General features: G+C 37.9%; 17 protein-coding genes and 1 pseudogene. 10 read left to right on the forward strand and 8 right to left on the reverse strand.

What is annotated here, in order from left to right; translation table 11 throughout:
• Positions 1-25: 25 nt before the first annotated feature.
• On the forward strand, positions 26-721 hold the full coding sequence (locus DX933_RS14920; RefSeq protein ID WP_123317245.1) for a midas domain-containing protein: 696 nt from the start codon (positions 26-28) through the stop codon (positions 719-721).
• 65 nt (positions 722-786) lie between these two features.
• Here DX933_RS14920 and DX933_RS14925 read toward each other — a convergent pair whose 3' ends face one another.
• Complete coding sequence (locus DX933_RS14925) at positions 787-1,557, reverse strand: TIGR01457 family HAD-type hydrolase (RefSeq protein WP_123317246.1); 771 nt, start codon at positions 1,555-1,557, stop codon at positions 787-789.
• A gap of 430 nt (positions 1,558-1,987) precedes the next feature.
• Between DX933_RS14925 and DX933_RS14930 the strand changes: the two genes are divergently transcribed.
• Complete coding sequence (locus DX933_RS14930) at positions 1,988-3,127, forward strand: metallophosphoesterase (protein WP_123317247.1); 1,140 nt, start codon at positions 1,988-1,990, stop codon at positions 3,125-3,127.
• Positions 3,128-3,231: 104 nt separating this feature from the next.
• Entirely contained in the window at positions 3,232-3,756 is a 525-nt protein-coding gene (locus tag DX933_RS14935) for a GrpB family protein (protein WP_123317248.1), read from the forward strand.
• Positions 3,757-3,984: 228 nt separating this feature from the next.
• Here DX933_RS14935 and yidA read toward each other — a convergent pair whose 3' ends face one another.
• The 5 genes from yidA to DX933_RS14960 all read right to left on the reverse strand — a co-directional run bounded on the left by yidA (position 3,985) and on the right by DX933_RS14960 (position 8,008).
• A complete protein-coding gene (gene yidA, locus DX933_RS14940; protein WP_123317249.1) occupies positions 3,985-4,821 on the reverse strand; it encodes a sugar-phosphatase in 837 nt (278 codons plus the stop codon).
• Between the two features lie 253 nt (positions 4,822-5,074).
• Entirely contained in the window at positions 5,075-5,308 is a 234-nt protein-coding gene (locus tag DX933_RS14945; RefSeq protein WP_123317250.1) for a heavy-metal-associated domain-containing protein, read from the reverse strand.
• A gap of 21 nt (positions 5,309-5,329) precedes the next feature.
• The gene (locus DX933_RS14950) at positions 5,330-5,635 is read right to left on the reverse strand and encodes an iron-sulfur cluster repair di-iron protein, ric (protein WP_123317251.1); all 306 of its coding nucleotides are present in this window, start codon (positions 5,633-5,635) and stop codon (positions 5,330-5,332) included.
• A gap of 36 nt (positions 5,636-5,671) precedes the next feature.
• Positions 5,672-5,905 (reverse strand): heavy-metal-associated domain-containing protein, encoded by a 234-nt coding sequence (locus DX933_RS14955; RefSeq protein ID WP_123317252.1) that lies wholly within the window; start codon positions 5,903-5,905, stop codon positions 5,672-5,674.
• 189 nt (positions 5,906-6,094) lie between these two features.
• Positions 6,095-8,008 (reverse strand): heavy metal translocating P-type ATPase, encoded by a 1,914-nt coding sequence (locus DX933_RS14960; protein WP_123317253.1) that lies wholly within the window; start codon positions 8,006-8,008, stop codon positions 6,095-6,097.
• Positions 8,009-8,362: 354 nt separating this feature from the next.
• On the opposite strand from DX933_RS14960, the gene DX933_RS14965 reads away from it, so the two are divergent.
• The 7 genes and pseudogenes from DX933_RS14965 (at position 8,363) to DX933_RS14995 (ending at position 12,803) form a co-directional block, all read left to right on the forward strand.
• Entirely contained in the window at positions 8,363-8,776 is a 414-nt protein-coding gene (locus DX933_RS14965; RefSeq protein ID WP_123317254.1) for a BlaI/MecI/CopY family transcriptional regulator, read from the forward strand.
• A 3-nt stretch (positions 8,777-8,779) separates the two neighbouring features.
• Entirely contained in the window at positions 8,780-9,631 is an 852-nt protein-coding gene (locus tag DX933_RS14970; protein ID WP_123317255.1) for a M56 family metallopeptidase, read from the forward strand.
• 307 nt (positions 9,632-9,938) lie between these two features.
• Positions 9,939-10,586 carry a DsbA family protein gene (locus DX933_RS14975; RefSeq protein ID WP_397316670.1) on the forward strand — a complete coding sequence of 216 codons (648 nt, stop codon included), beginning with the start codon at positions 9,939-9,941 and terminating at the stop codon, positions 10,584-10,586.
• Positions 10,579-10,980, forward strand: coding sequence for a disulfide oxidoreductase (locus DX933_RS14980; protein ID WP_123317379.1), 402 nt, complete (start codon positions 10,579-10,581; stop codon positions 10,978-10,980). Before DX933_RS14975 ends, DX933_RS14980 begins: the two co-directional genes overlap by 8 nt.
• 57 nt (positions 10,981-11,037) lie before the next feature.
• Positions 11,038-11,604: pseudogene (locus DX933_RS14985) on the forward strand (SDR family oxidoreductase); the annotation flags it as partial.
• A gap of 237 nt (positions 11,605-11,841) precedes the next feature.
• Positions 11,842-12,450: a dihydrofolate reductase family protein gene (locus DX933_RS14990; protein ID WP_123317257.1), complete on the forward strand. Its 609-nt coding sequence runs from the start codon at positions 11,842-11,844 to the stop codon at positions 12,448-12,450.
• Between the two features lie 98 nt (positions 12,451-12,548).
• The gene (locus DX933_RS14995) at positions 12,549-12,803 is read left to right on the forward strand and encodes a DUF899 domain-containing protein (protein ID WP_263363202.1); all 255 of its coding nucleotides are present in this window, start codon (positions 12,549-12,551) and stop codon (positions 12,801-12,803) included.
• Positions 12,804-12,939: 136 nt separating this feature from the next.
• Here DX933_RS14995 and DX933_RS15000 read toward each other — a convergent pair whose 3' ends face one another.
• Both DX933_RS15000 and DX933_RS15005 read right to left on the reverse strand, forming a co-directional pair.
• Positions 12,940-13,509, reverse strand: coding sequence for a dihydrofolate reductase family protein (locus DX933_RS15000; RefSeq protein WP_223805993.1), 570 nt, complete (start codon positions 13,507-13,509; stop codon positions 12,940-12,942).
• A 78-nt stretch (positions 13,510-13,587) separates the two neighbouring features.
• Positions 13,588-14,367 (reverse strand): helix-turn-helix transcriptional regulator, encoded by a 780-nt coding sequence (locus DX933_RS15005; RefSeq protein WP_123317260.1) that lies wholly within the window; start codon positions 14,365-14,367, stop codon positions 13,588-13,590.
• Positions 14,368-14,457 lie beyond the last annotated feature (90 nt).

A 14,457-nucleotide genomic window follows, 5' to 3' on the forward strand; every position in this document is an offset into this window, starting at 1 on the left:
GAATTCAAGTGGAAGGAAGGATTACATGAAGAAAAAAATCATCATGATTGGGCTTATTTCCTTCGTTCTTTTGTTGGCTGCTTGCCAGAAGGATAATCAGACCGAATCAAATGATCATACGAATCAGTCCGATCAGACTACTTCAGATGAAATGGAATCTGGAGAGGAGACAGACGAGGCAGGGAACAATTCTAGTCCGGACACAGGTGATATGGAAGATACATCAGATGAGGAAGAAGCAGATGACCAATCGAATGATTCTGACAAGGAATCTCAAGATGCCAGTAACGTAAAAGAAGAGAATTTTTCAAGTGAACAAGAAGCGATTGATGCAGTAGGAGACTATGAAACGGTTGAACAAACGAATACAGATTTGGGTTATGGAATGAAGGCGCTCACCGAAGGAGCTGCTGGACATGAATATGTTTCGTGGAATGAAGGAAAATGGTTATTTGTCATTGACTTCCCTTTGGATTCACAATATGCCATTGATGAATATGAGGATGGAACAGATATGGCAAAATCTATTGTAGAATATTTGGAGCGTCATATGCTTCCACCGCCTGAACAACGTGGTGTAGTAAAAATAAGCGGATTTAAAGACAGTGCTGAAACAACGATACGTTGGCAAAAAGGGAAAACTGTATATGAAATTAATCATCAAGCCAATGATCCCATGGAAACATTAGAAATTGCAGTCGATTACGAGTCCAACAACTAAATATAAAACAAACAATGAAAGATATGGTGTGAAAGCTATATCTTTCATTGTTTGATAGGGCTAGTTTACATATGTTTAATCCACTCTTGTAAACGTTGGACATGATAGGTAGGTTGTACATCAAGATTTGGCAAGGCTTCAAAAGGGGTAACCCCAGTGAATACCATTAATGTATCGATTCCTGCGTTGATACCGGCACAAATATCCGTATGATAATTATCCCCGACCATTAAAGTTTCCTCTTTTGATAGACCTAAAATAGATAAAGCTTCTTCCATAATAATGGACTCTGGTTTCCCGATGAATAAGGGCTCTACCCCTGTACTTACAGTAACCACACTTGTTAGGGCACCATTTCCTGGCAGCAGACCACGCTCTGTCGGGATTGCAACATCCCCGTTTGTGGAAATGAAGGTTGCTCCAGCTCGAACAGCAAGTACAGCTTTCGCATACTTTTCATAACTGATCTCCCGGTCAATACCGACAATTACGTAATCCGGATTTTCATCCGTTAGCGTAAACCCATTTTCCTGAAGGGCAGACATGATCCCCTTCTCACCAATGACGTAACAACGGGCATTTTCATTATTCTTTTTTATATAATTCGCAGTCGCTAAACTAGTTGTAACCACCTGGTCTGGTGTACAAATGATTCCCATTTCATTTAAAGCATTCGAAACAGCTGAGCGCGTTTTGGAAGAATTGTTCGTTACGAATAAATAAGGGATATTTTTATTTACTAATGTACGGATAAATTCTACCGCTGATTCAATCACTTCCGTTCCACGATACATCGTTCCATCCAAATCAATTAAATAACCTTTATATGTCTTCATCACATTTCCTCGTTTCTATTTCAGTCATCACAGATTAACTGGCTGTAAGCTTCCCCACATCAAGAATTGTTGTTGCTAAAAGAATAGTAAGTGGAGGGGCAACAGCCAGTAAAGGCCTGATTGGTTCAACTAACAATCAGTGGTTGAAGTGCGTAAACCCCCACTGATTGAAGTTTCACTTTATCACAGATTAACTGGCTGTAAGCCCCCACATCAATAATTGTTGTTGATCACAAGAATAGTAAGTGGAGTTTCACTTTATAAGACAATTATAGCAAGTAAATTCATATCATTCACTTGAATGATAAAGAATCCATTTTCATAGAAATATCTAATGTAAAGAATCATCAATTAATAGATACTTGTTATATTATGTATAAGGTATACTGTAAATGATGAAGGATTAGCTGGAAAGGGTTGCGTTGGAAAAATGGGGATGATTTTTGGTGTTTTATTTATTTTGTTCGTCTATGGAAGCGTGAATTATTATATTGCTGGAAGATTATATCGTTGGCTTTGTCTGCTATTTCCATCTGTAAATAAAACACTTTATATGGGTGTTTATGCGTTGATTGCTATGACTTTGGTGATTTCCTTTATGCCTCTTGATTTTGTTGGGAAACATCTAATTAATTGGATTGGCGCTTATTGGATGGGGATTTTCATCTATTTATTTATCTTTCTAATTTTGACTGATTTATTGTTATTTATCGGAAGTGGCGTGAAGATCATCCCGAACCCAATACCAGTCCGTGTTCGTTTTTATACAGGCCTGGCTGTCGTGTTATTAACAACTGCTTTCGTTGGGTATGGCATATTTCATGCTCATCAGCTTAAACATGTTTCTTATGAGGTTCAATTAAAAGAAGACACGTTATCCAAGGATGTAAAAGTCGTTTTGATAAGTGATTTGCATTTGGGGGCTGTGAATTCTGAAAAATATCTGGAGGACATCGTGAAAAGCATAAACGATTTGAAACCAGATATTGTAACGATGGCAGGGGATATATTTAATGATAATTTTAACGAAATAAAAGATCCGGAGAAGGCCATGGACATGCTCAAGCAAATTTCGACGACGTATGGTGTTTATGCAAGTCTTGGAAACCATGATGCCGGAAAAACGTTCAATGAAATGGTCCGATTCCTGGGAAAAAGTAATATCAAGCTACTGAAGGATGAGTATGTAGTTATCGATGAACAACTCATATTGATTGGGCGGGTAGACCCATCGCCAATTGGTGGTTTTGACGGACTGGAGCGGAAAGAAATAAAGGATATCCTGTCCACTATTGATGATAAAAATATGCCCATTGTCGTAATGGATCATACCCCATCCAATCTGGAACAGTACGATGAGCATATTGATTTAGTACTGTCCGGTCACACACATAAGGGGCAAATCTTTCCGGGAAATCTCATTACCAATCTTTTGTTTGAAGTAGATTATGGACATGATCAAAAAAACGCTGATCGTCCGCAAATTATCGTAACATCTGGCGTTGGAACTTGGGGAATGCCCATGCGAGTCGGATCCGACCGTGAAATTGTTAGTATCACATTGCGTTAACGAGTTAAGATTAGTGGTGAGATATTAAATAAAGGTAGTCATCCAATCGATTATAATGTGGAAAACAAACATATAACGATATGCATTAATTAGGGGAGATACAATTGAAAATCAGACTTTCAGAGTACAATGAAAACTGGGTTGGTATGTTTGAGGAAGAAGCTCGTTTTTTGAGTGAGGTGTTCGGGGATGAAGTAATCAAGTTTGAACATTTTGGTAGTACTTCTGTTAAAGGCATGAATGCAAAGCCTGTTATTGACATTATGTGCCTCGTTAAAGAAATACATAAAATTGATATGTATAATGCGCAAATGCATTCGCTTGGATATGATGTTGCCGGGGAATGGGGGATACAAGGTAGGCGTTTATTTCGTAAAGGTGGAGAGAATAGAACCCATCACATCCATGTTTACCAGGTCAATCATCCTCAAATTGAACGCCATTTAGTTTTTAGAGATTATCTTAGAAGCCATCCCGATGAAATGGAGCGATATAAGCAATTGAAAAATGAATTAGCCCAAAAATATGACGATACAGCTTATTACAGTAAAGCAAAGAAACCTTTTCTCAGTGAAATGGAACAACGGGCATTGAAATGGTCTGAAGAAGGGAAAAAACAATCCCGTTAAAATACCAAGAAGAGATTTACTGTTCAAGTAAGGCAAGAAGTTCCAAACCAAAGCTTCGGTCAATAGAGATTAATTACCGCGGGAAGTATTAGAAAATACAGGAGAAATGAGTGATAAGTTTTAAATCAAGATAAAGAACTTAGTGATTAGGGGATCCATGGAATGAGGATTCCCTAATCATATGAAAATGATGTAACAATACATTACCTAACATTAAAAAGTAGGTTATTAATCTTGTTTACTTAGTGCTCTAATTGGCTCTAAAGCAATTTTTTCAATGGCGTAGGCTACACCACTTTTGTTATTTGTTCGTGTTTGGAAGTCTGCTACAGCCTTTACTTCAGGAATGGCATTACCCATTGCAACACCGCATCCGGCATAGGTAATCATCGATAAATCATTCCCATTATCCCCGATACACATGACTTCCTCTTGTTTAATTCCAAGTTTGTTTGCCAGATTTTTTACAGCATTTCCCTTGCTTGCGCTTGGGTGAACAAATTCAAGGAAATAGGGTGCACTCTGCACAACGGTATAAGTTTCCTGAATGTCTTTTGGCAGGGATCGTATCGTTTCCGTTAGCTTGATCGGTTTATCAATATACATAATTTTTGGTATCGATAGATCTTGAGGAATATCTTTTATTTCACGATAATATAAAGGGATTTTGTTTAAATAGGTTTCTACCACCGTATATTCGCTAATATTGGAATTTGGTGTATAGAGGCTCTCTATATCAAAGAAATGCATTGGTGTATTTAATTCCAAACTGAGGCCGTATAATTTCACCAAGTCATTATGTCCAAGAGATAATTCAGATATAATATCACCATTCTTAGTCGCTTGTACAAATGCTCCGTTATAGGCAATGGCATAATCCTCAGCTTCATTCAAATCCAGTACTTCAATATAGCTGCGCATACCCCCAATTGGTCGCCCAGAACATAGGACTATTTTTATACCTAGCTTTTTAGCTTCTGTAATTGTGCTTTTTACATCTTCTGGTACTTGATGGTAATCATTAATTAATGTTCCGTCAATATCTATCGCGATTAATTTATACATATATATTCTCCAATCTCTCGTTGTCCCCATCATTATACGACATTATACGGATTTTCACATGGAAAGGGCTGTAGTTTCTTTTTAGCAAAGCGAATTTGGATTGATTAGATTTGCAGATATCGGAGTTACAGCATTAATGAACTAAATTAGCTGAAAAGTTATAAGCGTGATGTATGTATTGAGATAATACATAAAAAAGCTGCACCCCTATATGGATGCAGCCTGGATTCTATGGAAAATAAGGTGAGTTATATTAAGCGGGTTTTACTTTTGACTTGATGATGGGATAGCCTAAGTCTTCAATGGCCTTTTCAATTTGTTCGATGGCTATTGTATCAGCATTGAAATCTGCTTTGACCTTGCTAGCGTTGAACATCACCTTTACACTATCCTTTTCAATGCCTTCCAACCCTGTTACCGCTTTTTCAATCTTTTGTAAGCATGATGGGCAGGATAAGGCTTCTAATTGAATCATTGCTTTTTGCATGGTAGATTTCTCCTTTCTTTGTTAGGCATAATAAGCTTCTTCTGCTTCGAGCAACATATGATATACACCTGCGTATGTTTCGCAAACATCGTCAGGAACTGTATAATGGTCTGTTATTTTCCGTAACTGCTTAAATGCTTCATCTAAATCTGGCTTCTTGGTTCCAGATGCCTTTACTTTTTCATTCATGGATTCAAAAATTTCTCGGACTTCAAATGCTTCTGGATGATTTTTACCATGGGCCCGCGTAATAGCAGTTGTGAATAAATCTAATTTCTCAAAGTGATTGTTTGTAAAATCATGAAATGTTGCAGTTTGTTCTGTCATGGCTATTTCCTTCTTTCTATTGTAATCAACCTTCTATTAAGCAGATTTTACTTTGGATTTGATGATAGGGTATCCAAGATCTTCAATTGCTTTTTCTATTTGTTCGATAGATATCGCTTTGGAATTGAAATCCGTTTTTACTTTACTAGCGTTGAACATTATCTTTACACTATCTTTTTCAATTCCATTTAAACCTTTTACCGCATTTTCAATCTTTTGCAGGCAGGAGGGACATGCGAGTGTTTCTAATTGGATGGTTGCTTTTTGCATTTGTATCTACTCCTTTATATAAATTGGTTTATTGTTTGTTTCTTGATTACAATTCAAGTATAGCGCGAATTCATTTATAAATAATTGACCTGCGTCAAGTTTTACTCTTTTTATTCATCTTTTTTTGTAGCGGTGAATGATGTGTAGGCTTTGACCTTTTGTTTTGTGAAAGTAACTGCTTTTTTCTGCTTAAGCGGCGCTATTTGTTTCTGTTTGGTTCATTACTGCTTTTTCAGTTTCATTTGTCTTGCTGCCTCCCAAATGGTAGCGGAGTAATCGCATACCATTTAGGATAACAACTAAAATACTTGCTTCATGTACGAGCATGCCAATCGACATATTCATCCAATCGCCAAAGATGAGGCTTGTTAATAGGATGACGACGACACCGACTGCAATGATAATATTTTGTCTCATGTTTCTTGCGGTTGATTTGGTCAAACCTAATGCATGTGGTAAGCGGCTAAAATCAGAGTTCATCAATACGACATCAGATGTTTCGATTGCTACGTCCGTTCCGCTTCCCATGGCAATTCCAATATCTGCTAGGGCTAAGGATGGGCTGTCGTTTACACCATCACCGACGAAAGCGACAATTTGTCCATCTGCTTGTAATTTTTCAATATAAGCTGATTTGTCTTCTGGCAGCATATGTCCATGAGCTTCTGTTAATCCTAGTTCACGGGCGACGATATCGACTGTGCCTTGGTTGTCTCCAGAGAGGACGACAAGATTTTTCACACCAAGTTTTTTCAGTTTCTGCAAGTCTTCTTTTACACCCAAGCGAATTTGGTCCCGAATTCCCATTAAAACCTGTAATGTACCATCAACGGCTGTGAGCACAAGGGAGCTGCCATTTTTTTCGAAGCGTTGGACATCTTTTTTGACCTGTTCTGATAAAACTATATTTTCCTTTTCCATTAAAGCCACATTACCGACTGCGATTCGATGTCCATCAATTTGTGCGATAATCCCGCCCCCTTTAACCACTTCTGTTTCTTCTACAGTGGAAAAATGTGCTGCGCCAATTTCCTGTAAAACTGCTTTTGCCAATGGATGATCAGACTCTCGTTCTACACTAGCTAGATAGCCAAGGACTTCGGCTTTGTTATTACCATAAAATGCGCTTTCTGCTACTTCCGGATTTCCGATGGTAAGTGTTCCTGTTTTATCAAAAACGATGGTGTCTACCTTACTGAAATCATTGATGACCTCGCTGCCTTTTAAGAGCACACCATTTCGGGCTCCATTTCCGATGCCGGACACGTTGGATACGGGAACTCCAATCACGAGTGCACCGGGACAACCAAGAACAAGTACTGTAATGGCAAGCTCCAAGTTGTTAGTGAATAGCCAAACGATGATGCCAAGGACTAAAACGGCAGGTGTATAGTATTTAGAGAAGCGGTCGATGAAACGTTCTGCAGCTGATTTACTATCTTGTGCTTCTTCCACTAATTCGATAATACGACCAAATGTTGTATCTTCACCTACGCGATCTGCTTTGATTTGAATGGTTCCATTTTCTAAAATGGTACCTGCGAAAACTTCTGATCCTTTTATTTTACTTACTGGTAGCGATTCACCTGTAATACTAGCTTCATTTAAATGACCTTCGCCAGAAAGTACAGTTCCGTCTACTGGAACCCTTGCGCCAGTTTTTACGAGTAAAATATCGTCTTCATCTACATCATCTACATCTACTTCTTCAAACTCACCGTCTTCCATTTGTTTCCACGCGCTTTCAGGTGCTAATTCGGTTAACTCCTTGATAGCGGAGCGGGTTTTATTTAATGTCCGCTGTTCCAGATAGGCACCAAATAAGAATAAGAAGGTGACGATTGCCGACTCCTCATAGTTTTGAATGAGGATAGCACCAGTAACAGCAATGGTTACTAATACATCAATGCTGACGACTTTTACCTTTAAAGCTTGATAAGCTTGAATGGCGATGGGTGCTATTCCGAGAATCGATGCGGTGATCAGTGCTGCATTGAAAATGAGCATACTATCTATTCCAAATCGACCTAAGAAACCAAGAGCAATAAGCATGGCACTAATGAGCATGATGTGATTTTTCTTTTGTAATATATATCTTTGCATGTTGATTCCCTCCAAAATTGAATGTATTCTTTTGTTGTTAATTCAAGTATAGGATGTTCCGCTTGAATAGTAATTGACCTAGGTCAAGATTTGAATTTAATCGTGAATTTATTATAGATTACCAGTCAGTAAATGCCTGATTCGTTCAACTACCAATCAGTGGAGGAAGTGCGAACTCCACTGATTGAAGTTTCACTTTATTTTCGTTCGTTATGGTAGTAGGACGAATAGTTACAGTTTCCAGGGGAAATGGAAGTTATGCCTGCATTGAAAATACGTCTATTTTGGTATCGAAAATTAAGATTGACTTGAAAAAAGTTTTACACTACAATGAGTAATGCGAGGTGGCACGTAATGAAAATAAGAAAGTTTAAAATAAATGAGCGTGGTTTGAATCGTTTTTTTGGCCCGCTTGAAGCCAAAATTATGGATATCTTATGGGAGGGCGATGGGAAAACGATCAAAGAGGTTCAACAAGCTTTAGAACGAGAGAAAGCGACGAACTTCAATACCGTAATGACGGTGATGAATCGGTTAGTTGATAAAGGGATTCTTGAAAAAAGAACAAATGGTAGATCTTCCTTATATCAGCCCATCCAAACAAGGTCTGATTTTTTACATACGCAGTCAAAGGATATGACGAATGAATTGATGGATGAATTCGGAAATGTTGTCATCAGTCATATGCTGAATGCTATAGAAGAAGCTGATGATGATCTTGTTGCTGAATTGGAGAAAAAAGTGAAAGAATTGAAAAAGGGTATGTAAATTATGTCTAAACGTCAATCATCTTTTGTACTTATCGGATCACTTGCTATATCGGGTACAATATTATTGCAGATGGGGTTATATGTCATTTCCCTACTATCAGGTTGGAACATGAAATTTAATTTAGTTGAGATATGTCATAGCTGGCTAGGGGCAATTGGGCTATCCTCACTCGAGTATGTACTTGATGGACTTGTCATCTTTACACCATTATGTGCAATCTGGATCATTGGATCACAAATCGTTCAATCTTCGAAATTGGAAAGACGTTTTCGTTTATATGAGGATAAAAAGCTTACTGATGAAATAACCAAGCTTTATGGGAAAAAAGATCAAGAACAGATAATCGTTCTATCACACCCTGCTCCAATTGCTATTACGATGGGATTGATTTGCCCTAAAATTATCTTATCAACGGGATTAATTAATCTTTTAACAAAGGATGAGTTAAAAGCAGTGATTTCCCATGAAATGTATCATAAGAAAAACCGTGATCCGTTTAAATTATTTTTACTATCGCTCAGCTCGTCTATATTATGGTATATTCCGATTCAGAAATGGTTTCATCGAACGTATCAAATCATTCAGGAAATACTGGCAGATGAATATGCCATTAAGCAACAGGATACAACCGTTAATTTAGGAAGTGCACTGCTGAAAATGCTGAAAGTAGGTAAATTGAAGAAGATGCCTTTCACTTATGCATCCTTTGCAGATACATCTGTTAATTATCGAATTAAATATATGCTTCATCCAGTAAAGGAAGTCCCATTAGGGATACCATTTAGGGTTGTATTCATTTCATTAACAGTGTTTAGTTTGATTTGTGGTTTATTTATATACGTCCTTGTATAAGCGGTATAACCTAGCTCCCTATACCAAAACCATCTTGCCAATCAACGTGTGGTTAATGGATAGGGAATCTGGATTCATCAATTTTAAAAAAAATAGCAATGCAGGTATTGCCGGTGTATATAGATTTATATGGGCGCCTGCCGTACACGAACATGTAATAAAATGTACACAACATGGGTCTTTTCAAACAAGAAAAAATCATCTGCTATTTCGATTTAGATAGATAGATGGATTCCTTTTTGGAAGATCTGTTATTTTTTAACTTTTAACACTACATAGTGTAGTTCAGTGAAGAGGAGTGGTTATTTTGTCCAAAAAGATTTTTTGGTATATCGGTATATTCGCCATCATCATTATTGGAATTATTGTTGTAAAAGGGGTTCAACAAGATGCGGCTGTGATGGATTATGAAGGGCAACCTTTTATTGGTGAGGATTCAGCGCCGGTTGATATTGTAGAATTTGGAGATTATAAATGTCCGCATTGTCAGGATTTCAACGATCAAATTTTTCCTATTATTAAAGCAGATTTAGTTGATACAGGTAAAGCGAAATTTTATTTTATGAACTATCCAATCATAGGGCCTGATTCCACAAGCTCGGCATTATTTGCTGAAACAGTGTATCGGGAGCTTGGTAATGATATGTTTTGGCAGTTCCATCATCTTTTATTTGAGCGTCAAATGACAGAGGATGGGAAAACAAATATATTTACAGATGATTTTATGAAAGATATTTTGGCAGAGGTTGCCAGCGCCACTGAGGTTAATCAAGTGATGGATGCAGTAAACGAAGCAGACATAGATAAAGCATTGAAGCAGGATATCTCTACTGCTAATCAGTTAAATGTATCGTCCACACCAACTATATTTATCAATGGTGAACGATTTGATGGAAAGAGCACCACTGAATTTATTGAAAAAGTGGAAGAGGCGGCGAGCGAAAGTGATAAATAAGCCTCTATTATTTGCTTGGGTTACCTCAATTATAGCGTTGGGTGGAAGTTTATTTTTTAGTGAGCAGATGGGTTTTATCCCTTGTACCCTCTGTTGGTTTCAACGCATTTTAATGTACCCTTTAACCATTTTATTGGGAATTGCTTTTTATAAAAATGATAAGGAAATTTATAAATATGTTTTGCCATTTTCGGTCATGGGAATGTTGGTATCGACCTATCATTATGTGCTGCAAAAGGTTCCTTCCATGGATGAATTCAGTACCTGTACAAGTGGGGTACCTTGCTCGGGTCAATATATTAACTGGTTTCATTTTGTTACCATTCCATTCTTGGCACTGATTGGCTTTACCATGATAACAATTATGATGGTGATCATGATGAAGCGAAAGTGAGTAGCTTATAATCAATACGTTCAAGTACAGGTTGTTCCTTGCCTTTCTTAATAGACCGTGGAAAAAGCGGTTGAAGAATTTGGACAGCTGAACGTATTTGCAAATAATGCCGGCATTGTTGTAGTGACGCCGTTTATGGATATTGATGAAGGACAGTTAAATAAGGCATTCTCCATCAATGTAAATGGAACCGTATTTGGAACACAGGCAGCTGCAAAGCAATTCATGAAACAGAACTCAAAAGGAAAAGTCATTAATGCTTGTAGTATTGCCGGACATGAATCATATGAAATGTTATCGACTTATTCCGCTACGAAGCATGCCGTACGCTCATTTACTCAATCAGCAGCAAAAGAATTAGCAGCACATCAGATTCGCGTCAACGCCTATTGCCCTGGGGTAGCCGGTACTTCGATGTGGGATCGAATCGATGAGGAAATGGTGAAGTACTATGATCATATGAAGCCTGGAGATGCATTTAAAGAATTTTCGGATGCGATTTTGCTTGGAAGATCACAAGAACCTGAAGATGTTGCAAACCTTGTGTCATTCCTAGCTTCTGATGACTCTGATTATATTACTGGACAATCCATTATTACCGATGGTGGTATTGTATTTAGATAATAGGAAGCATTTAACATTAAAATTTTGCTGGTGAACCGCATATTTTTGGACACCAGTTACTGTTCCCGGCAGCCAACTTGACGTAGTTGGCTGTTTTTTATTTGGGCGGTATTTGTTTAGTTCAGTATTTGGCTTCTCTCTCGTATCGATATAGTGAACATGTTGAATGTAGCAATATAGAAGAAATCTCAGCCAGATTGATTTGTTACAATCAAGATAAATCAAAGGAGGTACGAAATGGGTAAGGTAATTTTGGATATTTCCATATCTGTTGACGGTTTTGTCGCAGGTCCGGATGATCAGCAACAGCAGCCGCTTGGAAAGGGGGGAGATGCCCTTCATGACTGGTTATTTAGCGGTGATTACCCAAGTCGGCATAATGACATGTTCAAATTATCTCGTATAAATAAAGATATTTTTGATCGTGAAATTCCAAACGTAGGCGCGATGATTGTTGGAAGAAGGACATTTGATTTGGTTAATGGATGGGGAGGAAGTCATCCTATTCAAGGAGTTCCTATTTTTGTGGTGACCCATGAGGAGCCGGAAACATATTTGGAACATCACACGTCTTTCACCTTTGTTACGGACGGTGTGGAAAGTGCTATTCAACAAGCAAAAGCAACTGCAAATGGTAAAAATGTAGGCATCGGAACAGCCAGTATTGCTCAACAATGTATCAAGGCCGGTTTTCTTGATGAAATGCATCTCCATATTGCACCAATTATTTTAGGGAGCGGCATTCGCTTGTTTGATCAAATTGGTGAAGATCAAATTCAATTGGAAAGCAAACGGGTTGTGGATGGTTCAAATGTTGTTCATTTGATTTACAGGTTATTAGACTAGAAATATTCTTTTTTGTTGAAGAGGTGGAACTTCCGTAATCGAGGAAGGGAGAAGGATCTCGTCGTACGTGTCAGATTACGAATCAAAAAGTTGTGCCTGTGGATGCCGGTCAATCAATGGAAGTTCCAGCTGTACGCACTTTTCTAGGTGTAGTGGATCAGGTTTTTCATACGTATACGACTTACGCATGTGGCACGGTCCTATTGCTCGGTATCATTAATTATCTTGATTTAACAGCATTAGGAAGACAGGAAGATTGGGAAAAACCTTCTGGGCGCAGTGATGGAAGAGGAGGAACATGGATCTGTCGTCATGATGAATACGATTATTCCGTAGGGTTCAACTTCTGCTGACATTCGGAGGCAAGAATAAAAAATACGATATAAGGGCTGCTATGAAAGCTGCAAACTTATTCACATAAAAAGGAACCTGTTTGAAATCATTAGATTTTCAAAACAGGTTCTTCTATTTCTTTTAAAAGGCGGGGATTTATGATAATTGATAATGTAACACCATGACGCCAGTTTCAAAGGTTTTTGATTCTAAAAGTTTTAGGTGATTTGTGCCAGTTGTTTCCTTAAATAAACGTTTGCCACAGCCTTGAACAATCGGAAAAATCATGAGACGAATTTCATCAATTAACTGATGCGGAAGAAGCGTATTTATTAATTCAGCGCTACCGTGAATAACCATATTTTGTCCTGCATCCTGTTTTAATTTCGCAATTTGTTCAATAACATTCCCTTTCACCAAAGTGGAATTATTCCATTTGGTATCTTCCAGTGTTTCGGATATAACGTACTTTTTTATGCTATTCATGCGTTCGGCAAACCCATCATCATCTGTCATAGAAGGCCAGGCTTGAGCGAAGCCCTCATAAGTCACCCTTCCTAATAGTAGTGCATCAGTCGCAAATAATTCATCATACTTATATTTCTGCGCCTCCTCATTCCAGTATTGGCCGCTCCAACCACCGTGTTTTGTTTTTTCAGCTCCACCAGGGTCTTCCATGATGCCATCCAGTGATATGAATTCAGTTGCAATTATTTTTTTCGTCAATTCTCCACCCCATTCCATTATTTTTTATAGGATAACTTCATTTTATCAAAATAAATAAATTAGATTTCTTACCGATTGCTATATTGAGAAATTTCTTCGCAAAAAGGTTTTCATTAAAAGCGGCAGAGATACTAAAATTGGTGGATCATCTAATTTTGGTTGATGTAGGGTCAGGTTCTGTGGAGGTACAATCATGTTATTTTGCACGATGATAGGTTTTATGTTTCGGGCGCGCAACGTTGTGTGAGGTAATAGAATATCCGTAGCTTCTGTTCTCCAAGATACGGCAGTCGCCATTAAGAAGTAAATGCCCGGGTTTACATTCAAAAATTGATAATTGCCCACAGCTGGTAATAAGGTGCCGTAGCTCGGCATACTTTCTGGAATAGATTTTTGAAACAAACCGATAAAGATGACACCGTGAAATGGCTGCTCCGCTTTAACAGTCCCTTTTACAACATTAAAAGGAGATTCCGAGCTTAAAGGATCCCAAACGGAAAGGTTTTGTAAGGATTCCAATTGATTATCTGCTTCAAATATGGCTTTTCTAAATTGAGATGGTGATTGCCCAACTCTCTCCGTAAATTGGGTAGTAAAGGTACCCAAGCTCTGATGACCCAATTCCAACCCGATGTCACGAATCGTAAAATTTGTTTCCAATAACATTTCCTTTGCTTTTTGCAATCGAAGCGAGGATACATAATAAAGCGGTGAAATTCCAATCTGTTTTTTAAATATACGTGAAAAATGATAAGGACTGTACGATACCTGATTTGCCAAATCGGTAAGTGATATGGGACTATATATATGCTGATGAATATACGCAATAATATCATCAATTTCCTGATATCGCTTCATCTTACTTACACCTCATTTTTAGAAAGGTTAAGAATGTGGTTATCATTATAGAGTATTTTCTGAAAAAAGTCGCACGTCGCAAAAATCTTA

It is taken from the genome of Ornithinibacillus gellani, assembly GCF_003730295.1.
GTDB lineage: Bacteria > Bacillota > Bacilli > Bacillales > Amphibacillaceae > Ornithinibacillus_A > Ornithinibacillus_A gellani.